Source organism: Catenulispora pinisilvae, assembly GCF_015356865.1.
GTDB classification, from domain to species: domain Bacteria; phylum Actinomycetota; class Actinomycetes; order Streptomycetales; family Catenulisporaceae; genus Catenulispora; species Catenulispora pinisilvae.
Window position 1 is genome coordinate 74543 of record NZ_JAAFZA010000012.1, and the last position, 21208, is coordinate 95750.

The following is a 21208-nucleotide window of genomic DNA, read 5'->3' on the forward strand; positions in this document are numbered from 1 at the left end:
CAACAACTTCATATCGAGGAGTCCGGCGTGGCCAAGCCGCCGCTGGCGCGTATCACCGGTGTCGCGATCGCCCCCGGTGTCTCGCGCAACAACCGCCTGTACACCAACCAGAACATCAGCAAGCTGGTGGAGCGCGCCAACACCCGCATCAACAGCGGGGACTCGCCGATCACGATGCGCACCCACCACGGCGCGGGGGATGACTCCACCCGCATCGTCGGTCGGGTCACCCGCATCTGGCAGGACGAGACCGGCGCCGCCCGCTACGAAGGCGAGATCGCCGACGCTGGCCACGGACCCACCATCGCCGGGCTGTTGCCCACCTCCGAAACGGACACCTCGGCGGCGCTGCGCGGCGTGTCGATCCGGGGCCGCTGGGCAGCCCCGCCGCGCAAGGCCACCACCGACAACGGCACGCAGGTGGAGACCGCCGACGATCTGGAGATCGACGGCCTGGACTTCACCGCGAACCCCGGTGTCTTCGGTGCGCATGCGGTGGTCGTGTCGGCGGCCGAGGTGCCGAACGTTCCGCCGGCGGCGCCGAACTCCGGCAAGAGCTGGGAGAGCACAGTCGAGTTCGGGATCGTCGAGGCCGCGCCGGACCCCGAGTTCGTCGAGACCGCCGACCCCGTCGAACCGGCGCCGGCCGCTACCGGGCACGCCCCGATCGCATACGCCGACCGCGGTGACTACCTACCCGGCGGTGCTAAGCGTTTCCCGCTGGACACAGCAGAGAACGCCAAGCGTGCTTGGTTTGCGCTACGCAAGACCGGCACCGCCCGGCAGTACACCGCCGCCCAGCTCAAGCGCGTCCGCGGCCGCACCGTCAAGGCACTGACCGAGTTCGGCGTCTACACCGACTCCACGGCCGGATTGCTGATCGAAGCCCCAACCCGGACCGTCGCCGAAGACGCGGGGGACGGAACCCCGGGGTTCGGCGGCACCTACCGGATCTGCCTGACCAACGGCCCCACCCAAGTCAGCGTCTCCTGCTACCAGCTGGATCCGCACGACCTGGACGCGGTCGGTCGCGCCGCCATGACCGGCGCCCTCGCCGCGATCAAGGCCATCGACCCCGACCTGGACGCCGATATCGACATCCCCGCCGACGGCACCGAGGCCGCCCCGGCGGCGCGCGCCGCCGAGACCGCGGCTGCTGCCCCATCTACTTCTGCCGCGCCGAACCCGGCGCCGGACACCCCTGACCCCGTACATGAGAAGGACGATGCTGTGGCCGAGGAGCCGACAAACCAGACCGCCGGTTCCGCGCCGGCCGATACCGCACCTGCCGCCGGCGCGGCCACGGCCGCCGCTGAGCCGGACAAGCTCGACAAGCTCACCGACATGATCGGCAAGCTGGTCGCGGCGATCGCCCCGGCCCCGGCCCCGACCCCGGCTGCGGCGCCGGTGCCGGTCGAGACGGCGCCGGCCGCGCCGGTCGCCGAAGCCGCAGTGGCGCCGACCGCCGATCAGCTCGCCGTGCTGGCGGGCCTGATCGGAAGTCCGGCTGGTGCGGCTGTCGTGGCGCAGGCCGCGGCGGCACAGACCGCTGCGGTGCAGGCTCAGGCAGCTGCCGCACCGGCGCCGGTGGCCGAGACCGAGGACCAGCGCATCGCGCGCCTGGTCTCCGAGCAGGTTGCCGTGCGCGTGCAGGATTTGGTCGAGTCCGGGCAGCTCGGCGGTGGACGCAAGGGCCTGACCGCGACCGCCCCCGGTACTGCGCCGGGTGCGACGGCTGGTGTGGCGCTGAACGGGAACGGCCTTCCGGAGAGCTGGCCGAACAAGCCGCTGCACGAGTACACCGAGGCCGAGTTCTCCAAGTACGCCTTCCCGCAGCTGGAGTCCTACGTCCTCAACGGCCGCGTCCCGCGCGCCTGAGCGCGACGCCTGCACCACGAAGTCCTGCATGACCCTGCGGCGGTAGCCGTACGTCCTAGACCGCCACACCCCCGTGCCTGGGGATGGTGCCTTACGGCAGCGATGGTCACTCCCGTGACTATCAAAGTATTGAGGTGCCCCCTTGACTGCCGAACTGCGCGAGGCGCTCAACGCCGTCGGCGCATCCCCGTTCCTGCCCAAGGTGATCGACCCGGTGATGGTGGAGCTCCAGCGCCGCTACTCCCCGCTGGTCACCGCCATCCCGAACATCTCCTGGCCGACCGACGTCTACAACTTCAACACCCGCACCCAGGTCGCCTCCGGCGGCTGGGTGAGCGACGGCGGCGCCTCCCCGACCTCCAACGGCTCCTACGTCCAAAACCAGTTCAAGATGTCGCACTTCCAGACCGTGGGCAGCGTTACCGGCTACGCCCAGGAGGTCACTCAGCAGCTGGTCAATCTTCGCGAAACGGAAATAAAGGGCTCCATTCGGGGTATGACCTGGGACCTGGAGACCGCGCTGCTGTGGGCAAACTCCGCCTGCTCCGCCGCCGGTCCGCGCCCACAGTTCGACGGTCTGGACACGATGGTCTCCAACTATGGAGGCGCCAACCAGAACGCGATCGACGCCAACGGCGCCTCCCTGAACCTGTCTGTGCTGGACCGGCTGATCGACATGGTGGAGACGAACGCGGCCGAGCCCACCGGCAACTCGCCGTGGGCCCTGGTCATGTCCTCCACCGGCAACTCCAAGATCGCGAACCTGCTCACGCCGCAGCAGCGGTTCGTCGACAAGGTGGAGATCGCCCCCGGCCTGAACGTCATGTCCTACCGCGACATCCCGATCCTGAAGTCGTCCTTCCTCCAGGCCCGCGCGCTGTCAATGGGTACGGTGACCGCGACCCCGTCAGCCAACGGCGGGTCGCTCGCGGCGGGGCAGTACTTCTACCGGATCTCCCCGGTCATCGCCCGGCAGGGTGAGATCTCCCCGTCCGCCGAGGTGTCCGCCACCACCACCGGTGCGACCGGCTCCGTGGCGCTGTCCTTCGCGATTCCCAGTGGTCTGGAAGGTGCCCAGCCCACCCTGTTCAAGGTGTGGCGCGGCACCGCGGCCGGCGGTGAGACGCTACTGGGCTGGGTCGACGCGACCGTGGGCCTGGCGGCCGACGGCATCACCCCGATCATGACCACCACCATCACCGACACCGGCACAGCCCTGATCCCCTCCAACGGCGGCACCGTCCCGGGCATCGCGCCCACCACCTACTACGGCACCAACACCGGCATCGGGCCCGGCGGGCAGGGACTGGAGAACATCTTCCTGATCAGCCGCGACCCGCAGAACCTGGTCCGGCCCTGGGTGCGGCAGTACAAGCCGCTGGACCTGTACCCGACCGCCCAGAGCCCGGACTCCATGCCATACGCGCTGATCACCGACACCACCCTGGGTGTGCGCGCGGCGAAGTTCGTCGGCCGGGTGTCCCGGGTCGGCGTCCAGCTGTAGGAACTCGGGGATACCGTCCACCAGACAAGCGATGCCCGCTCCACCCGGGGGGTGTGGAGCGGGCATCTGAGCGGCATCTCTGCCAGGTGTGGGCCTCAGTGCGACTTGAGACCGCACGTCCCGTTCGAAGCACGTTACGACGGCGTTCGAGCTTTGGGAACTAGAAACGGGTGCATATCCACCAGCTGTGCGCAGGCTGCCAACCAATGGCCGGCACGCCCCGCACACCGGCCGGGCCCCGAACAGCTCCGGGGCCCGGCCAACCTTTGATCGTCCCGTGGCGCGCGGCGCGCCTGGAAACGCGCCTGGAGAAGGCGCGCCACGGGACCACCCCTTCTGCTTCTCCACTCACACGTGGGCACGGCTGCCGGCCGCGCGACACGGAATGCGGATCCGCCACCCTTCGCCGGGCGCGGACACGTATCGGCTCTGGGGCGCGCGACCCAGGGCTCTGACTTCCACCGCCGCCAGTTCAAGGAGCACCCGGCTGATGCCCGACATGGTCAACGTCCGCAAATCCCACGCCGGGACCGACTCGGCCGGTCACACCTGGCCGACCGACGGCGCCGTGATCGCGGTTCCCGTCGCGCACGCCCTGATGCTGGTCCGCATCCCCGACGGCGGGTTCGCCATCATCGAGAACGCGAGCGTCCAGGCGGAGACCGAGGCTGTCGAGACCGCCAAGCCGCCGGAGCCTGCCGACAAGGAGTCGAAGCCGTCGACCGCCCGCGCGCCGCGCGCTAAGCCCGAAGACCCGGCGCCTGCGAAGTAGCTGCCGAACCGGCGGCCAGCCGCGCGTGACCGCCCACTAACTGCCTCATCCTGACTCCCCTGGCCCCCGCTGTTGCGGGGGCCTTCGTGCTGTCCGGCCGCGCGCCGGGGAATGTGACGGTGCCAGGTGACCGACACCGTCACGCCGCTGGCCACGGTCGCCCAGTTGATGGGCGGTCCCTTCGCGGACCTGTTCGTCCACTTCGACCCCGACGTGGTGCAGGAGTTCCTGGTCGATGCGACCCGAATGTGCGAGGACGAGACCGACCGCCGCCTGGCCCTATTCACCGGCCTGGTCGAGTCCCACCGGGCCTCGGGTGTGGACCCCGATGAGTACGGCGATGCCGGTGGGATCCCGATTGATCCGCAGGGTGTGGTCGGGGCCTCCTACGCCGCGGCGTTGGGAACGACGTCCCTGATCCGGCACGTCTACCTGGACCAGTACGCGCCGCGCTACCCGGAGATGTGGACCTACTCCGACGTCCAGGTGCTGATCCTGCGCAGTTTCGGCGGATCCCAGCTGATCGAGCCGTCCCGGCTGGTCGGCCCGGAGCCGGACTCCGGGCACGTGTGGTTCCCACTGGGCACCTACCTGCCTACGGGGTCGCTGATCCGGGTCACCTACTCCGGCGGCTACGCCACCGTCCCGGCATCCCTGTCCAGGGCGTGTCGGCTGATGGCCGCGCACCTGGCGGTCACCGAGCTGCGGCCCGGCACCACCCAGCATGACGCGGACACCCTGCGCGGGCAGGCCGTGGACATCCTCGTGTCCTACGTGCGGCCCAACTGATGGCCCGCCGACGCAGACGCCGCACCCCTGCCCGCAGCGCACACAGCAAATACCGGCGCCGGAACCGCCCCGCCTACCAGCTGCCGTCCCGGCAGCGCCGGGTACGCCGCGGCTACTCCAACGCCCTGCACCACCGCACCGGCCGCCCCGCCTACCGACGCAGGCCCGGCCACAAGATCCGACACCAACACCGCTACCGGGTGCGGCGGGTCGGGCAGCACCAGCGGGCGATCCACCGGGCCACCACCCGCAAACACCGCCTGTCCGATGAGGCCAGGGCCCGGCTGTCGGCGAGGTTGAAGGGCCGGCACATGTCCGCGGCGGCGAGGGCGAAACTTGCCGCCCGGATGAAGGGCCGCCACATGTCCGCGGCGGCACGCGCCAAGCTCTCAGCGCGGATGAAGGGCCGGCACATCCAGCTCACCCCGGCCGGGCGGGCGAAGCTGTCGGCGCGGATGAAGGCCCGCTGGTCGGGGATGTCCGAGGCGCAGCGGATCAAGGTGCTGCGGTTCCTGCGCTACCAGCACTACCTGAAAACGGGCCAGTGGTTCCACATCAAGGGCGAGCAGATGACCGCCGCCCAGAAAGCCGCCTTGGCCAAGGCCGCCCGCGAGCGCTGGGCCCACATGTCCCTGGAGCAGAAAGACAAGATCCTCGGGTTCCTCGCGTGGCGCCGCTACCAGCAGACCGGGGTGTGGACACACCGCAAGTGGTCGACCATGACCCCGGCCCACCAGGCGCGGCTGCGCGCGGCACTGAAGCAGCGCTGGCACACCATGGACCCGCAGAAGCGGGACAAGGTGATCATGTACCTGATCTGGAAGAACCACGCCAAGACCGGGAAATGGATGCACCCGAAGTGGTCCACCATGTCCCCGCAGTGGCAGGCCAAGCAGCGCGCCAAACTCAAGGCCCGCTGGGCCCACATGGACCCGGACAAGAAACAGAAGATCATCGCGTACCTGATCGCGCGCGACGGCGACAACTCCACATTCAACTCCGGCGGTTGGGGATGATGCGATGCCCTCCACCGCCGACGTGGTGTCCCGCGAAACCGAGTGGCTGAACACCTCTGGTGACGGCCTGCCCGCTCTGAACGCCAGCGCGGGCGGGCCGTTCGGCATCGTCTCCGGCTACTGGCCTCGGGTGCCGGCCACGATGAAGACCTCGCTATACGTGACCCGCACCCAGATCTCGGAGGAGCGGACCGCCCACATCCGGATCATGCCCAAGCACCGGATGGTGCTGCACGCGCTGTGGCCACTGAACAACTCCGGCGGCTCAGCCGAGGCCGACCAGCAGAACCTCGACAACGCCATCGAGCAGGTACTCGCCCGGATCCGCGGCTTCCCCCACGACCACTCCCACGGCGGCCGGTTCCTGTCCGCAGGGGAGAACCCCGGCATGGTGACCGTGGCGTTCACCCCTGCCTCCGAGACCGTATCGCTGGGGATCTTCAAGGCCACGATCTCCTACTTCGTTGACGACTTCGAGCTGTTCGCCTGACCTGCTTCATCGTCGGACTCAGCGGCTCCCAACTCGGCGTGGCTGCTGCCGGTCGTCAACATTCCTTGACGTACCTTCATGACCTGGGCAGCGGCCAGGACCGTTGCCGGTACCAGAGTGAAGATCCCGGCGACCGCGAGTGCGCTGTGACGAGCCATATAGGCCCCTATCGACATGGCAATAAGCCAGCTCAGCGCAAGAATCGTCCACCTCCAGCCGCTACCGCGATACAAGGACTGGCGATCTTCGACCGCACGATGCTGCGACTTCGTTGTCAGAGCTCTGTCACCCATGGCTTCACTCTGGTTCGCCGACCACGAGATTGCCTTTAGCGGGGCGGACGAAGATCTTGGTCTGGATCTTGGAGGTTTCCTACGAACCGTTCGCGGGCCCCGCCAGCCTTCCCAAGGCCAGCGCCATATGAAGGGTGAACGCCGCGCACGGCCGCGCGGGGTTGAGCCCTGTGAGGTCGCTAACCCTTTTCAGCCGGTAGCTCTTACCCAACAACAACTGAACATCGACAACTTCATATCGGAGGCGGCGCGTGCGCTACCGCAACCCCCACCCGCACACCGCGCAGGTGCCCGAGCATCGCGCCGAAGACGGCGAGGTGTACCCGTCCGCCGCGGTCGAACCGGGCGAGGCACTGGAGTGGCCGATTCCGATCGCCGGCTTCGAGCCGGTCGGGCCGGACCGCCCCGCCAAGAAGCCGCCCACCGCCTCCGAGCCCGAGACGGCCCGGCCAGCAGCGAAGGCCGCACTGGCTGAGGGGGCTGCGGCATGACCCAGCTCTCACGCGCGGCCACCCTCGGCATCGCCCGCGAACTCGCCCTCGGGCAGTACCTGGCCCCGACCATGGCCGTCCCGTTCACTAAGGCCACCTTCGAGGACGTGTACGCGCAGCTCAAGGACGAGTCGGTCCGCGGTGACGACTCGATCCTGCACGGCATGTACCAGGGCACGGTCGATGCCACCTGGGACATTGAGTGCATGTGCTACCCCGACATCGTCGGGATGTTCCTGCGCGGCATGATCGGGCCGGACACCGTCACCCCCGGCATCTCCACCACCATCGCCGGCACCGGAACCGCCGTCGGCGCCAACTCGATCCCCCTAGCGGCATCCGTCCCGGCCGGCTCCACCATCGCCATCGACACCGGCGCGGCCGTCGAGTACGCAATCACCGGCGTGCCCACCGGCACCGGCCCGTACTCGACCCCGCTGACCTCCACTGGCTCCGGCGCCGGCCTGGCCAAGACCCACGCAGTCGGCGCCACCGTGGTCTCCCAGGCCGTGCACCTGTTCAAGCAGTCGGCGTTCCAGCGCTCCACGTTCTCGCTGACGGTGTTCGACACCATCGGCACGCTCGGGTTCTCCTCGGCGGCGATCTCCGACATGCAGATCAAGATCGACCCGAAGTCGGCGGTGACGCTGAGCATCAAGATGCTGTCCTACCCGTCGGCGCCACAGACCCCGATGGCCCAGCCGTACACGACGTTGCCGCCGATGCTCGGGTGGCAGTGGCAGATGAGCAACGCCGGCGCCGCCTCCACCCGCGGCATCAGCCTGGACCTCACACTGAAGCGCGCCACCGAAGCGCTGCACCTGTCCACCGGGCAGCAGGCCCCGCGGGAGATCTTCGCCGGGCCCATGGAGGCGGATGGCACGTACAAGGCGATCTTCGAGAACATGACTGACCTGAACCTGTACCAGCAGTACATCCAAGGCCCGGCTACCTCGTCGCTGACACAGCCGCTGCCGTTCGGCGGTGCCAGCTTCGCACTGACCATGTCCCAGTCCGGGTTCTACAAGGGAGCGCGCGACCTGTCTGGCGCGTACGCGGCGGCGTCGTTCTCTCTATCCGGGATCGCCAACGCCACCGACGGCGGTGGCGTCATCCAGGCCACCGTGAAGAACTTCGTCCAGACCGCGTACTGACGGTCGTGGCGGCACCTAGTGCCATACCTGTGGCGCGGGCTTCAGATCGCCCGTAGCACGTAGCGTCATGCCCGCAGCTTCAAGCCGCTCGCGCATCTCGTCGCTGGTGGCGATGGCGCGTAGCGCCGTGTCGCTGGCCGCGATGTCCGGGTACCCGCCGAACGCGGGCGTTGAGGAGACCAGGGCAGGGCTGTCAACCCATTGGGAAGCGGGCTGTTCCACAAGCGTGTGATCCAGTTGGCGCTCGCGCCACAGCTCCTCAAGGAGCCGCGCCGCCGCATTGAGGAAGGCATGTGTGGAATCCATCAGATGGTCAAGGAACTCCTCCGCCGGCGCCTCGAAGTGGGAGGCAGCCACCCCGCCCGCGTAGACGTACGCCTGGATCTCAGTGAGCTCCGGCGACTTCGGCAGGTTGAGGTTGATGCCCTCGATGGCGTTACCGGCGCCGCGGACGACGTTGAAGTTCATGATCCGCCGGGCGCGGTGCACATCGGTGTTCCGCATCGCGATCAGCCACGTCATCCACCCGCTCGGGCCCGCCGCTGCAATGGCCGCGGTGAGGTCGGCGGCGAGTTGGCTTAGTCGCGGATTCCGCGTGGCCGCCTTGTCTAGGTGTTTACGCGTTGTCGCGAGATCCGCCCTTACGATCGAAGTCGACAGCCCGGCAACTCCGACAACACAGGTTCCCAGGCAGTCCAAGGCGCTGGCCAAAGCTCGGAGAACACCGCAGATGGCGGCGGTGGTACGCAGCGGGGAGATATCGTCCGCCGGTCCGCGCGGTGGCGGCGCAACCACCTCGCCATTCTTGATCCCACGGCTGAGGTAGTACCGGAAGTCCTCGATCGCGGAGCCCAACTCCAGACGCTCTGCAACGCCCTCCAGCACGTTCCCGGAGACCGCCCTGGCCGCTCCCACCAGGTGATCGGAGATATAGATCCTCTCCTTTTGGCCAAGGCCGGTGTAGCTGGTCCACCACCCGATGCCCATCACCTTGGGGTCCAGGTCAGCCTGAATGGCGTCGCCGAGCTTGAACACCTCCGAGATCCCGAGCTCCAGGTGCTCAGCGAGCCGGACGTCGTTCGGCTGCCCTTCCGGCGGCCGAGTGCTGTACCGCACCTTTAGTTGATCTTTGCTGATCTGCCTCATAGCACGAGGTTCAGCAGCGCCGTCGTCCCTGTCAAAGCAATTCACCCTGCTAGGTGTCTTCCGGCCCTGGCAGTCAACAACTGAATATCGAAGGGGCCTGCCATGCCTGGCTACGCCAACCGCACCATCCGCTACGACTTCCCGGAGTTGTCCGAGCCAGGGGACCAGGTCTACGTCGTGCTGCGTAACCGCAAGACGGTGCCGCTGGAGATGCTGACGGGCCCGGAGGACGGCGGGCAGCAGGAGGTTAAAGACCCGGCGCGGTTTTCCCGGGAGGCGATCGCCCGCATGGTCACCGACTGGCACGTCTACGACGCGTTTGGCGCTGGGCCGGATCAGGAGCCGCTGCCGCTGCCGGCTACACCCGAGTTGGTGGCCAAGCTCCCGATCGAGATCCGCACGACGTTGTCTAAGGCCCTGTCGCCGGACCCTACCCCGGCGGGCTAGACCCGTACGTCGAGGAGGTCCTGCTGCCCGCCGAGTCCATCTACGAGGGCACGTGGAATTCCGGGGCGCCGCCGGAGGAGCTCGTCGACTTCGAGGTGATGCGTGAGATGGGTTGGACCTGGCACCAGCTCCAGGAAACCCCCTGGTACGTGCGCCGCTTCACCTGGGACCTGATCTGCGCCCGCCGGGCGGCGGAGAAGGAACGCCACGAGCGCGGCAGCTAACTGATTCAGCGTCGGGAGGACAGGACGATGGCGATCATCCTGGAGCCGACGCTGTTCACCCAGCTTTTCTCCCGCATGGCCACTGAGACCGATGAGGCCATGCTGGGGATGTTGGAGGTGGTTGCGGACACGGCCGTGGCGCGGGCCCGTGAGCTGCTGTTGATGTATCGAGCTGATGTGCTCGGGCCGTCGACGTCGCCGCACGGGGCTCCGCCAGCGTTCCGGTCTGGGACGTTGCGTGCCTCGATGGGCCACGACACGCCGAAGGCCGGGGACTACGGCGCCTTCTCGGTGCTGATCGGTCCGCGCGAAGGGTTCCAGACTCCATACGGTACGCACCGCGAAGCCGCTGTGTATGGCGGATACCTGGAGCACGAGCAGGACCACCCGTTCTTGAAGCAGGCGGTGCGGGAGGCGACCGCCTTGCAGAGGGACCTCGGCGGGTTCAGCTTCAACCAGTGGATGGGCAAGGGCAACGGCCACGCCTGGGGATTCCGCTGAGGAGGTTCACAACACATAACTGAATAGCGAGCAGCCCGGGAGGCCGCGGTGGCCGATGTCATCGCCGACTTCGCGGTCCGGATCGGCGCAATCGTCTCGCCGTACAACGCTGCCCTGGCCGATGCTGCGGTCAACGGTGAGCGTTTCACGGCGATGCAGATGGCGAACGCCGACGCCATCCGCGCCTCCAACCGGGAACTGTCCGACGGGTTCGGTGCGGTCAAGGTCGCCGCCGCCTCGGTCGGGCTGGCGGTCGCCGCGAGCGCCGCGGAGTCGGTGCGCTGGGCCACCACGTTCCAGACCCAGGTCACCCGGCTCTACACCCAGGCCGGCCTGGACTCCAAGCAGCTCGCCGACGCGCACCTGACCGCAGACGGGCTGAACAAGCAGCTCCTGGACCTGGGCAACCAGGCCGGGTTCGCCGGGGACCAGGTCGCCGCAGCCCTGTACTACCCGGTCTCGGCAGGCCTCGGACTTTCGCAGGCCCTTGACATCGTCGCGGAGTCGGAGAAGGCCGCCAAGATCTCCGGCGCCGACCTGACGGACACGACGGTCGCGCTCACCTCGGTGATGCGCGGCTACGGCGACCAGCTGCGTGACCCGGCCAAGGCGATGGCCGAAGTCAACGCCATCGTCGGTCAGGGGATGATGACGTTCTCCGACTTCAACGGGAGCGTCAAGGCCTGGGAGCCGACCGCCGCGACCTTGCACGTCGACCTGATGTCGGCCGGGGCCGCGCTTGACTTCCTGACCGACCGGGGCGACTCGGCCTCAACGGCTGGTACCCGGCTGTCGATGATGCTGGCGATGATGGTCGGCCAGTCCAAGCAGGCCGCGAAGTTCACGTCCGAGTTGGGTCTGTCCACCTCGGACGCCATGTCCACGCAGTCGGCGTTCAATGACGTCCTGAAGACCAGCGGCCTGACCGTCAACCAGCTTGCCGACGATCTTCAAAAGCCCGACGGTGTCTACGTCGCGCTGAGCCACCTGCGGTCGGCGATGACCGACCACGGGATGAGCGAGGACGCGCAAAACAGCTTATTGACGAAGCTGTTCGGCGGCGGCAAGTCCTTCCGTGGCGTCGCCGAGCTCACCACCCAGCTCGACCAGCTCCAGACCAAGTACAACCAGGTCACCACACAGGCCAGCGGCGACGCCTGGGACCAGGCATGGACACGTAACTCAGCCACGCTGCGCCAGCAACTCGACGTGATCGGCGCCCGGTTCCACAACGTGGGGATCGAAGTCGGCGACTACATGGTCCCGAAGATCTCCGCCGGGCTGTCCTGGCTGGAGACCACCGGCGCCGCGACCTGGAAGAAGTTCTGGGGCGGACTTACCGGCACCGGAGCCGGCAGCCCAGGCAAAGATGCCGCGAACCCCTTCGCCCCCGGCGACCTGAACACCCACGCCGGCGCACCGCTGGCCGACACGCAGGACACCTCCAACTGGCGCAAGGCCGGGGAAGCGGTGCGCGAAGTCGGCCAAGACGTCGCGACGTTCGCCACCCAGGCGCGCGACGCTGCGGCGGTGGTGCTGCCGATCCTGCTGAACCTGGGGCAGTCGGTGGCCGGCACCGTCGGGCACGACCTGCTGTCCGGTGCGCACGTGCTCATCGACGTCGTCGGCCCCGGCATCAAGTGGTTCGCCGACCTGATCGCCGACCACCAGGGCGCGTTCGAATTCTTCGTCGAGGTGTTCCTCGGCGGGATGGCGGCCAAGTGGGCGCTGCTCACCGGGCTCAAGACTATCTCGGCCGTCGGGGACTTGGCCGCGGCCATCGTGGGGTTCCCGCTGCGGCAGGCCGGCGCCATCGGCGAGGTGTTCACGGACGTGAGGACGTCCTGGACCACCGCAGGTGAGGCCGGGCTGGCGTTCGGCCGGGTCATCGTCGGCGCGGTGTCCACAACCACCGAGGCGGTGCAGACCGGCGCCTCGGCGCTGCTGCGCTACGCCGGGATCGCCGTCGGCGAGTTCGATCCGGCGCTGATCGCCTCCTCCCGGGCGGCGCTCACCACCGCGGTATCGATGCACGAGCTGCGGATCGCAGAAGCCGAACTCGCCGACCAGGTGATGATCACCACGGCGGCCGAGGCCGAAGCTGCCACCGAGCGTGCCGACTTTCTGATGCGCGCGTTCCGCGCCGCCGACAGTGTTTCTCAGGCCACGCGCCAGGCGATGCTCGCCGAGGCTGAGGCGGCGCAGGTGAACGCCGAGAAGTACGGCGTCTACGCCCAGGTCGCCGAACAGGACTCGGCTGCGGCAGCGCACGCCGTGGACACTGCGGCCACCGAAGCCGTTGCCGCCGCCAACCGCTTCAACATGGCGATCCAGGGGATGCAGATCCCGGCCGTCTCCGAGGAGGCGGCAGCCGCGGACACCGCCGTGCAGGCCGCGGCCACCGACGCCGCCGCCGCGCAGGGCCGGTTCGCGGCCTCAACGACGGCGATGGCCTCCGATGCCGAGGCCGCCGAGGCGGCGGGCACCGGGCTGATGGGTGGGTTGGCTACCGGACTCCCGATCATCGGGGGTGTTGTGGCTGGTATCGCCCTGCTCGGGTCGACGCTGCTGTCCACCTCCGATGATGCCAAGACCGCCTCGGTCAGCGTCGACCAGTTCACCGCCGCCATGGCCCGCAGCAAGTCCGGCACGTCCGATGTCTCGGCGAGTCTGGGGCAGGCGGCCGTCGACCTGAAGGTGTTCGACAACTGGGACAACACGGCACAGCACGTCAAGGACAAGTTCGACGGCCAAAACATGATCGACATGGTCGACGGGCTGAACCAGCTCAAGACCGCGATCCCGCAGGCCATGGACCCCATGGCCAAGATGGGCGTGATCTTGGGCAAACTCAACCAGGAGTACGGCTCCAACGGCGAGACGCTGAAGTCGTACGACGGCGCACTGGCCCAGCTGGTGTCCTCCGGGCACGCCGACCAAGCGGCGACGCTGATCGACCAGATCCGCTCCGTGGTCGGCGACAACCACCAGGCGATGATCAACGCCAACCGCGACTTCCCCCAGTACTACGCGGCCCTGGCACAGATCGACGCCGAGCAGGCCCTGGGGATCAATACCACGAGCCAGGCCACCACGGCCAACAGCGGCCTGGACGACTCGCTGAAGCAGCTGACCGACACTACCGACCGCACCAAAGCGCAGTACCAGGCCATGTCCGATGTGATCACCAGGAGCACGTCGGTCGACTCGCTCCAGAAGCAGTTCAACGACCTGAGCACCGCCCTTGAGCAGAACGCCACCGACTTCAAGGGCTCGGCCACGGACATCAAGTCCAACTCCGATGCCGCGATCGCCAACCGCCAGGCGATCTCCGACATGGCCGGCGCGATCCTGGACATGCACAACAAGGAACTCGACGCAGGCGGCGACATCGCTGCGGCCAACAAGACCATGGCCGATCAGGTCGTGCAGTTGGAGGCGGTCGCCACCAAGGCTGGGCTGTCCAAGGACCAGGTCGATGCCCTGCTCAAGTCCTACGGCTTGATCCCGCCGGAGGTGGACACCAAGATCAAGCTCGACTCCAGCACCCTGGATGACGCCCTGAACAAGCTCGGCGAGATCCAGACCATCACCGGCAGCGGCGGTGGCAGCTCCGGTCACCGGCTGTTCGCCAGCTACGACATCGGCGGCTGGGTACCGGGAGGTGCCGGCCAGGCGGTACCGGCGATCGTGCACGCCGGGGAGTACGTCCTGTCCCGGGACATGCTCGCCGGCCGCGCCCCGATCGACCCGCGGGCCCTGGCGATGCTGGCCGCACCGCGCGGCGGAGCACTGAGCGGCATGGCCGTCGGCGGTGCGGGGACCGGAGGCACGACCATCGTCGTGCCGGTCACCGTGCAAGGCGCGATGCTCTCCACCGAGACGGCCGTGCAGCAGGCCGTCATCAGCGCGATGACCCGCTTCGGGCTGCGCAACTCCAACACCTACGTGCCGTACTCGGCCGCGCGCAAACGCGGCTCCTAGCGGCGCGCCCGCCCCTCGTATCAGGAGCCGTGCTTGAGAATCCGACGCCGGCCTCCGCTGCCGGACTACACCCGCGACTTCGACCAGGTCGAGACCGAGCTGCGCGACATCCACCGCGATGTCGCGCAGCTCCTTGATCTGGCCGAACACCCCCGCCACGCGCGGACCATCACCATCTCCGCCACCATCACCGGAAGGACCGTCTTGAGCACCCAGTTCCCCGAGGGCCACCCGATCCTCATCAACGCCGACGTCCAGAACAAGGACGGCGTCCCCGTCCCGGACACCCTCACCTACACCGCCACCTCCGGAACCCTCACCGCCGATGAGACCACGCTGAAGGCCACCCTCACCGGCGCAGCGCAGGGCCAGGTCACCGTCTCCGCCACCGACCCGACCGGTCTGTCCGGCAGCCTCACCTTCGAGGTAGTCGACCCGACCCCGGCGTCCATCACCCTGTCCGCTGTCGCAGGCTGACCCACCCCCACCCTGATGCCAGACGGGTCTGAACGTCCACAACTGAATACCGGCGGGAGCCGAGGTGTCGCAGAACCCGAACTGGCCCAGGTTCCAGGTGCTGTGGGCTCCGGCCGGGCACATCGGTTACGGCGCCTCGGCTGACTCCTACAACCTGCTGCCGTGGCTGGACATCAGCAACCGGCTGATCGGGCCGTGGAACATCGACCGCGGCCGGCAGTACGAACTGGACCAGGTCACCACGGGCACCTGGTCCGGGACGCTGGACAACCGCGACGGGCTGTTCGACCCGGGCAACACCGCCTCTACCGTCGGTGGGAACGTGGTGCCCTACCAGCCGTTCCGGGTGCGGGCGCAGTGGCCGGTCACGGTGAACTTGCTGGACCCGGACGCTGCTACCGGTGGTGAGACGTCCGGGTTGGCAGCTGGGACCTGGGGTACCGATTTCGGTGTCTCCGGGGATGTGGACACCCCCAGGGTGTTCGCGACCGGCACGGCGTGGTCGGGCACGCAGGTGTGGCAGGTGGAGCCGTACGGCGCGGCCGTCGGCAACTCGGTCATCACCTACGGTCCGATCCCGCTGCCGGCAGGCTCGGCTGGGTTGCCGTTCGCGTTCTCGATTCGGTCCCGCTCGGTCACCACCGGCGCGAACCCGACCGTCGTGCCGTTCCTGCGGTGGCTGGACGCGGCCGGCAACACGGTGTCCACCACGACGGTTGCGGCGATCGCGTTGACGGGGTCGCCGACTGCCGCCTGGTCATTCGCCGGGGTGCCAGCTACCGCACCGGCCAGGGCGGCCAGTGTCGTGTTCGGGCTGACCTTGTCTGTCGCCCCGGCAGGGGACTGGTTTCTCCAGGCCGACGGGGCGCAGTTCGAGCAGAACAGCGGCGCCTCGACGTTCACGGTCCCGGGCCGCTGGTACAACCTGTTCACCGGCGGTATCGAGCGCTACCCGCAGTCCTGGCGTGCCGGCGGAACCCTTGGGCAGGTGCAGGCCACCGCCGTGGACGCGCTGGCGCTGCTGTCGCAGTCCAAGCTGGACGACCCGTTCATGGCCGCGGCGTTCAAACCAGCAGGCGGTCCCTTCCCGACGTTCGCCTACCTGCTGGGCGACGGCGGCGGCGGGTTCGTGGACTCTGTCGGGCAGCGCTCGGTGGCCCAGGTGGGCGTGAACCTGTTCGGCGCCGGCACTGTCACCTCCGGTACCGCGCGTACCTCGGCGACCCCGGGGGGCGTGTTCGTGTGCCCGGCGGGAACCACCGTGGTCAACTTCTCCGGCCCGGCGACCCCGGGCACGAACAACGCCAACGTGGGGATGTCGTACATTCGGCTGCCGCCGGCCAACTCCGGGGCGATCGGCCCCGGCGCGGGCGGCTTCACCCGCATGATCGCGTTCCGGATCACCGCGGCCCCGGCGGTGTACTCCTCGGTCTGGATGGCCTCGCTGCCCAACCCTGGCCCCGGCGCCGGTGTGAAGGCAGCCGCCGGTTTGCTGGTCGGCCCGGACCTGACGGTCTACGCGGTGATCGCCGATCCCAACCATCAGGGCACGGCGTCGATGGAGGCCCTGGGCAAGGCCTCGCTGGGCGATTGGAACCTGGCGTTCTTCTACCTGACGGCCGACGGCACCGAGTTGGGCGGAGGACTGAACTACAGCAGCCGCGCGACGGCGGCGACCCCGGCCTACACCGCGTTCCCAGCCGGGGGATTCCGCGACGACGTGATCGGCGCGTCGTTCTGGGGCGCGTACTACCCCGACCAGTGCCAATACAACTTCGTCGGCGATATCGCCCTGGCCATCGAATGGCCCGGCGTGCTGTCCACCGACCAAATAGATGCGATCTACAACGCCTTCGCCACCGGATGGGCGGGCGACAGCTCGGGGGACCGGTTCTCCCGGATCCTGGGCTCCGCCGGATGGAACGGCCCGGCCTGGGTCGACAGCGGCGATTCGGAATCGCTGTCGCCGGCGGTGGATATCGCCGACACCGACGCGGGCACGGCCCTGCAAGCGGTCACCGACACCGAAGGCGGCGTGATGTTCGTCGACGCGGCCGGGAACCTGGTGCTTCAGGCCCGCTCCGCCCGCTGGAACCCGGCCCCGTCGACCGTGGTGTTCGGGGAGAACACCGCAGGAGGGGAGTGGCCGTACCTCGACCAGCCGGTCTTCGACTACGACCCGACGCTGGTGACGAACCTGGCCGAGATCACCCACTCCGCCTCCGGCGTGGTGTTCACCGCCTCCGATTTTCCCTCGCAGATCGCCAACGGCACCCGGGACCGGCAGGTCACCTCGCAAGCCAGCAACACCCAGGAGTGCCAGGACAAGGCCCAGTTCCTGGTGGTGCGGTACAAGACGTCGCGGGTGCGAGTGGCCTCCATGACGGTGAACCCGTCGGCCAACCCTGCGATGTGGCCGGTGGTCCTCGGCCTGGACCTTGGCGACCGCGCCAAGGCCGTGCGCCGCCCGCCGGCCCCGGCTGCCCCGGTGGTTGTCGATGGGTTCGTGGAGAACATCGCCTGGGCTGCCGACATCACCGGCGACGCCCGCCTGACGGTGCAGATCTCCCCGGCCGACACCACTGGCTACGGCGTGTTCGACACCTCCACCTTCGACAACTTCGTCTTCGCCTACTGACACTGTTTCGGAGGTCTGCCGTGACCGGGTATCCCGCGCCGGTCACGGCCGCCACCAAAGCGGTGTTCGCATCCGGCACCTGGAACGCCTCGCCGGCGGCGGTGGACGCCTGGATGCGCAACCCGCCGCTGGCGCTGTTGCAGCAGACCGTCGCCCAGTCCATCCCGTCCGGGAACTCGACGATCGCGATTTCCTTCGACACCACGATTCGTGACGACTACAACGGCCACAAGATGACCGCCAAGGGCGACGCCTGGACCGCCCCCGCCCCAGGGGTCTACCACGTCTGCGGGATGACCAACCTGGCCTGGACCGGGGCGGGCGGCGCTATCGTCAACCCCTCGCTGGTCACCAACAACAGCCAGTGGGCGCAGCTGTGGATTCCGGCGTCCCCATCCCCGGTGCGATTCCAGCACAGCCTGTCTGCGCTGATCCCGATGGCCGCAGGCGACTACGTCCAGTTGCAGCTCTACCAAACCTCCGGGGCGGCCCAGTCCACCGGATTCGTCACCACCGGCTGCCGTCTGTCCGTCCGCTGGATCGGCCTGTAGCCGCGCAGCACCCCACAACTTCATAGCTCGCAGGAGACGCCATGGCCCGAGCCGCCCCCTACGTGCCGCAGGCCTCGCCGGAACAGCCGATCACCGCCGCGCTGTGGAACCAGTACCAGTACGCCGTCGGCTTCCACAGCCACCCGCCAACCGCACTGCTGACCCAGAACACCTTGCAATCGGTTCCCTCGGCCAGCGCCACTCGCATCTTGTTCGACAACGCGATTCGGGATTCGGACGCCGGACACAGCATCACCACCAACCCGTCCCGATACACCGCCCCAATCCCCGGGCTCTACCACATCTGCGTCTTCGGCTCGCTGGAGGGCGGATCCGCAGGCGGCGGCGAGCGTTCGCTGGCGATCGTCCTCAATGGGGGCGCGTACTGGGTCCTGCACCTACTCGCCCCCTCCAGCTACGGCGCCGGCAGCTTCGTCGGCAGCGCCCAGGTCGAGATCCCGATGAACATCGGAGACTACGTTGAGGCCTCCTTCTATCAGGACTCCGGCACCACCCTGAGCACCAGCATCAGTTACTACCAAGCCCGGATGGGCATCCGATGGGTGGGCAACTGATATGCCCCCGTTGTACCCGCTGCCGATCCCCGGAAGGGTCACGGTCGGGCAGACCGGCACAGCCGCGCTGTGGAACTCGCAGATCAATCCCGGCGCCAACTTCCTCGGCAACCGGCCCTACGCCTGGCTGATCCAAAACACTGTCCAGTCGATCGGCAGCGGATACGTCCCGATCGCCTTCGACAGCGGCTTCGACAACGCCGGCGCGCACAGCGCCACCGTCAACAACACCCAGTACTTCTGCCAACTGCCCGGCGTCTACCACGTCACCGGCCAGGTCGGGATCTACCCGACACCCTCCAACCCCGGCAGCTACCCATGGGCCGAACTCAGCATCGGCACGAACGGCTCCAGCACCGGCGGGCTGATCGGCCCGGTGCGGATGTACTTCGACACCAACACCACCTACCGCAGCGGCGGCATCGTGCAGATCTCCACGTACCTGACCATGTCCGCCGGAGACTTCATCCAGCTGTTCGTCACCAGCGCCGTAGCGGCCGGCCTGACTACCGGCCAGGGCTACTACAGCTCACGCATGTACATCCAGTGGGTCAGCACCTGATGACCGATGCCCTTTTCGGCGTTGGTCTCGTGGTCTTTTTCGTCTACGGCAGCGTCACGTTGCTGGCCATCACCGCCATCCCCGCCGCCCGCCAGGCCGCCGCCGTCGCCCGAGCCGCAGCCCGCCTCCTCCACCGCCTGATCCGGCGTAGAGACCGACGCTGACAACTGAATACGAGGCCTGATCTTGAATGTCGAAGCCTGGTCCGTCACGGCCGCCTCGGTCACCGCCGTGGCCGGGGCGGCCTGGACCGTGCTGGTCCGCGGCGGCCGTCACACCCGCCGCATCATGCATGCCGTCGAGCAGATCGAGAAGCATTCGATCGAGCTGGTCCCCAACCATGGCAGCTCCCTGCGCGACCAGGTCGACCGGATCGCCGTCGAGCAGAACCGGCACACCACAGTCCTGGCCGACCACAGCGCGGTCCTGGCCGAGGTGCAGCGCACCGTTGCCCACGTCGCCGTCCTGGTCGCCGACACCGCAGCCCGCGGCACAACCCCCGACCCGACCACGCCGGGCAGCCCTGTGACCGGATAGCCACCTCCCGACCCGGAGCGACAACTGAATAAGGACCCTGACTGTGCCGCTGTTCCACCACGTTCCACACCCGCACATCGCCGCCCGCACCCGCACCGGCACTGCGGACCGGCCAGACCCCCGAGCAGGCCGCGCGGCGGTGTTCAACAACCGCCTGGCCCTGGCCGTCACCCGCGGTGTGGGAACCATGTGGTGCGCCTACGTTTTCGCAGCGCTCGCCCTGGTGTCCCTGCCGGCCGCCCTGGCCAGCGGCGACCTGCTGGTCATCGTCGGCTGGACCGCCCAGACGTTCCTCCAACTGGTCCTGCTGTCGGTGATCCTGCTCGGCGACCGGATTTCCGCCGCCCACGCCGACGACCGCGACGAGCGAACGTTCCTGGACGCCGAAGCCGTACTGCACACCTCCCTGGAGATCCAGCAGCACCTGGCGGCTCAGGACGACGCGCTCACCAACGCCCTCGCGCGGCTCGGTGAGCACTCCGATTCCCTGTCCGGGCTGCACACCCGCCTGGACTCCATGGCCCGCACATCCCCGGTCGCTGCCGTCCAGGCGCCGACCGGCACAACTGAATAGGGCACCCGCGACATGACCGTGTTCTTCCCCGACATCAGCTCCTACGAGGCTGGGCTGGTCATCCAGCCTGGCACCGTCGCCGTGATCGCCAAGGCGACGGAAGGCACCTACTACCGCGACGCGCAGTACCAGAACTTCAAGGACCAGGCCGCCCGGGTCGGCGCGGTGTTCTCCGCCTACCACTTCCTGAAGGCCGGCAACGGCGCGGCGCAGGCCGAGTACTGCTTCTCGATGGTCGGCGCCACGCCGGTGATGCTCGACGTGGAGACCGAAGGCGACTCCAAGCCCGGCGTGGCCGACTGCCTGGACTTCATTGTCCGCATGCGCTCCCTCGGCGGCCGGGTCTGGGGCGCCTACTTCCCCCGCTGGTTCTGGGAGCAGGTCGGCGGCAACCTCGCCGCCTTCGGTGTGGCGATCGTCGCTTCCGGCTACCCCGGCGGCTACTCCGACACCGATCCGAACTGGAACTCCTACGGCGGGACCAGCCCGCTGATCTGGCAGTACACCGACGCCCAGCCCTACGGCGGGCAGCACGTCGACTTCAACGCCTACCGCGGCACCACCGCGCAGCTGGCCGACCTCATCAACGGCACCAGCCCCGGCCC

Annotated in this window: 22 protein-coding genes; 20 read left to right on the top strand and 2 right to left on the bottom strand. The window is 68.4% G+C overall.

What is annotated here, in order from left to right; translation table 11 throughout:
- Positions 1-27 precede the first annotated feature (27 nt).
- From IZR01_RS05985 to IZR01_RS06020, 8 genes are all read left to right on the top strand, one after another.
- Positions 28-1878, top strand: coding sequence for a hypothetical protein (locus IZR01_RS05985; RefSeq protein ID WP_194923195.1), 1851 nt, complete (start codon positions 28-30; stop codon positions 1876-1878).
- 142 nt (positions 1879-2020) lie between these two features.
- Complete coding sequence (locus tag IZR01_RS05990; RefSeq protein WP_194923196.1) at positions 2021-3382, top strand: SU10 major capsid protein; 1362 nt, start codon at positions 2021-2023, stop codon at positions 3380-3382.
- Between the two features lie 490 nt (positions 3383-3872).
- Positions 3873-4154, top strand: a complete 282-nt coding sequence (locus tag IZR01_RS05995) for a hypothetical protein (RefSeq protein ID WP_194923197.1) — start codon at positions 3873-3875, stop codon at positions 4152-4154.
- 126 nt (positions 4155-4280) lie between these two features.
- Entirely contained in the window at positions 4281-4943 is a 663-nt protein-coding gene (locus tag IZR01_RS06000) for a hypothetical protein (RefSeq protein ID WP_194923198.1), read from the top strand.
- A complete protein-coding gene (locus IZR01_RS06005) occupies positions 4943-5959 on the top strand; it encodes a hypothetical protein (protein WP_194923199.1) in 1017 nt (338 codons plus the stop codon). The genes IZR01_RS06000 and IZR01_RS06005 overlap by 1 nt, the downstream gene beginning before the upstream one ends.
- 4 nt (positions 5960-5963) lie before the next feature.
- Complete coding sequence (locus IZR01_RS06010) at positions 5964-6449, top strand: hypothetical protein (protein ID WP_194923200.1); 486 nt, start codon at positions 5964-5966, stop codon at positions 6447-6449.
- Positions 6450-6993: 544 nt separating this feature from the next.
- Positions 6994-7233 (top strand): hypothetical protein, encoded by a 240-nt coding sequence (locus IZR01_RS06015; protein ID WP_194923201.1) that lies wholly within the window; start codon positions 6994-6996, stop codon positions 7231-7233.
- Positions 7230-8387 (top strand): phage tail tube protein, encoded by a 1158-nt coding sequence (locus tag IZR01_RS06020; protein ID WP_194923202.1) that lies wholly within the window; start codon positions 7230-7232, stop codon positions 8385-8387. The genes IZR01_RS06015 and IZR01_RS06020 overlap by 4 nt, the downstream gene beginning before the upstream one ends.
- A gap of 15 nt (positions 8388-8402) precedes the next feature.
- Here IZR01_RS06020 and IZR01_RS06025 read toward each other — a convergent pair whose 3' ends face one another.
- On the bottom strand, positions 8403-9533 hold the full coding sequence (locus tag IZR01_RS06025) for a hypothetical protein (protein WP_194923203.1): 1131 nt from the start codon (positions 9531-9533) through the stop codon (positions 8403-8405).
- A 102-nt stretch (positions 9534-9635) separates the two neighbouring features.
- On the opposite strand from IZR01_RS06025, the gene IZR01_RS06030 reads away from it, so the two are divergent.
- From IZR01_RS06030 to IZR01_RS06065, 9 genes are all read left to right on the top strand, one after another.
- Positions 9636-9980 carry a hypothetical protein gene (locus tag IZR01_RS06030; RefSeq protein ID WP_194923204.1) on the top strand — a complete coding sequence of 115 codons (345 nt, stop codon included), beginning with the start codon at positions 9636-9638 and terminating at the stop codon, positions 9978-9980.
- Positions 9981-10078: 98 nt separating this feature from the next.
- Positions 10079-10204: a hypothetical protein gene (locus IZR01_RS52125; protein WP_267254767.1), complete on the top strand. Its 126-nt coding sequence runs from the start codon at positions 10079-10081 to the stop codon at positions 10202-10204.
- Positions 10205-10231: 27 nt separating this feature from the next.
- Positions 10232-10705, top strand: coding sequence for a hypothetical protein (locus tag IZR01_RS06035; RefSeq protein ID WP_194923205.1), 474 nt, complete (start codon positions 10232-10234; stop codon positions 10703-10705).
- Positions 10706-10753: 48 nt separating this feature from the next.
- A complete protein-coding gene (locus IZR01_RS06040) occupies positions 10754-14689 on the top strand; it encodes a phage tail tape measure protein (RefSeq protein ID WP_194923206.1) in 3936 nt (1311 codons plus the stop codon).
- 33 nt (positions 14690-14722) lie between these two features.
- Positions 14723-15166 (top strand): hypothetical protein, encoded by a 444-nt coding sequence (locus IZR01_RS06045; RefSeq protein WP_194923207.1) that lies wholly within the window; start codon positions 14723-14725, stop codon positions 15164-15166.
- 64 nt (positions 15167-15230) lie between these two features.
- Positions 15231-17804: a hypothetical protein gene (locus tag IZR01_RS06050; protein ID WP_194923208.1), complete on the top strand. Its 2574-nt coding sequence runs from the start codon at positions 15231-15233 to the stop codon at positions 17802-17804.
- 20 nt (positions 17805-17824) lie between these two features.
- Complete coding sequence (locus tag IZR01_RS06055) at positions 17825-18355, top strand: hypothetical protein (RefSeq protein ID WP_194923209.1); 531 nt, start codon at positions 17825-17827, stop codon at positions 18353-18355.
- 41 nt (positions 18356-18396) lie between these two features.
- Positions 18397-18930, top strand: coding sequence for a hypothetical protein (locus IZR01_RS06060; RefSeq protein WP_194923210.1), 534 nt, complete (start codon positions 18397-18399; stop codon positions 18928-18930).
- A 1-nt stretch (position 18931) separates the two neighbouring features.
- Positions 18932-19492 carry a hypothetical protein gene (locus IZR01_RS06065; RefSeq protein ID WP_194923211.1) on the top strand — a complete coding sequence of 187 codons (561 nt, stop codon included), beginning with the start codon at positions 18932-18934 and terminating at the stop codon, positions 19490-19492.
- On the opposite strand, the gene IZR01_RS06070 is transcribed toward IZR01_RS06065, so the two are convergent.
- Positions 19453-19704 carry a hypothetical protein gene (locus IZR01_RS06070; protein ID WP_194923212.1) on the bottom strand — a complete coding sequence of 84 codons (252 nt, stop codon included), beginning with the start codon at positions 19702-19704 and terminating at the stop codon, positions 19453-19455. The two genes, IZR01_RS06065 and IZR01_RS06070, sit on opposite strands and share 40 nt — an antisense overlap.
- On the opposite strand from IZR01_RS06070, the gene IZR01_RS06075 reads away from it, so the two are divergent.
- The 3 genes from IZR01_RS06075 to IZR01_RS06085 all read left to right on the top strand — a co-directional run.
- Positions 19679-20029, top strand: a complete 351-nt coding sequence (locus IZR01_RS06075; protein ID WP_194923213.1) for a hypothetical protein — start codon at positions 19679-19681, stop codon at positions 20027-20029. The genes IZR01_RS06070 and IZR01_RS06075 overlap by 26 nt on opposite strands.
- Before the next feature lie 43 nt (positions 20030-20072).
- A complete protein-coding gene (locus IZR01_RS06080) occupies positions 20073-20603 on the top strand; it encodes a hypothetical protein (RefSeq protein WP_194923214.1) in 531 nt (176 codons plus the stop codon).
- A gap of 12 nt (positions 20604-20615) precedes the next feature.
- Positions 20616-21208: GH25 family lysozyme (locus tag IZR01_RS06085; RefSeq protein ID WP_267254768.1), on the top strand; the 593-nt coding region annotated here is incomplete at its 3' end.

Excerpts from the sequence above, each read along its gene's own strand:
- IZR01_RS05995 (WP_194923197.1), top strand. The coding sequence starts at position 3,873 with ATGCCCGACATGGTCAACGTCCGCAAATCCCACGCCGGGACCGACTCG.
- IZR01_RS06005 (WP_194923199.1), top strand. The coding sequence starts at position 4,943 with ATGGCCCGCCGACGCAGACGCCGCACCCCTGCCCGCAGCGCACACAGC.
- IZR01_RS06010 (WP_194923200.1), top strand. The coding sequence starts at position 5,964 with ATGCCCTCCACCGCCGACGTGGTGTCCCGCGAAACCGAGTGGCTGAAC.
- IZR01_RS06020 (WP_194923202.1), top strand. The coding sequence starts at position 7,230 with ATGACCCAGCTCTCACGCGCGGCCACCCTCGGCATCGCCCGCGAACTC.
- IZR01_RS06025 (WP_194923203.1), bottom strand. The coding sequence starts at position 9,533 with ATGAGGCAGATCAGCAAAGATCAACTAAAGGTGCGGTACAGCACTCGG.
- IZR01_RS06030 (WP_194923204.1), top strand. The coding sequence starts at position 9,636 with ATGCCTGGCTACGCCAACCGCACCATCCGCTACGACTTCCCGGAGTTG.
- IZR01_RS52125 (WP_267254767.1), top strand. The coding sequence starts at position 10,079 with ATGCGTGAGATGGGTTGGACCTGGCACCAGCTCCAGGAAACCCCCTGG.
- IZR01_RS06035 (WP_194923205.1), top strand. The coding sequence starts at position 10,232 with ATGGCGATCATCCTGGAGCCGACGCTGTTCACCCAGCTTTTCTCCCGC.
- IZR01_RS06060 (WP_194923210.1), top strand. The coding sequence starts at position 18,397 with ATGGCCCGAGCCGCCCCCTACGTGCCGCAGGCCTCGCCGGAACAGCCG.
- IZR01_RS06065 (WP_194923211.1), top strand. The coding sequence starts at position 18,932 with ATGCCCCCGTTGTACCCGCTGCCGATCCCCGGAAGGGTCACGGTCGGG.